General features: G+C 73.0%; 1 protein-coding gene. It reads left to right on the forward strand.

Annotated features, from left to right (window positions below; translation table 11 throughout):
- A partial coding sequence (locus AC0IWM_RS23980; protein ID WP_471759187.1) for a DUF1206 domain-containing protein occupies positions 1-233 on the forward strand: 233 nt, incomplete at both ends.

Genomic DNA, 233 nt, shown 5'->3' on the forward strand with positions numbered 1-233 from the left:
ACGCCGACCGGCGCGGCACGTCGCTGAAGGGCACGGACGTCCGTCTCGCCCATCTTCTCAGCGCCATGCTCTATACGGGCCTCGCCATCACCGCCGCCAGCCTCGCCCTCGGGCTCGGGCGCACGGGCGGCGATGCGGCCCAGGACTGGACGGCCTGGCTTCTGGCCAAACCCTTCGGCCGTTGGCTTGTCGGCCTGATCGGCCTCGGCGTGATGGGCGGCGGCGGCGCCTTC

This window comes from Methylobacterium sp. AC433, from assembly GCF_979253015.1.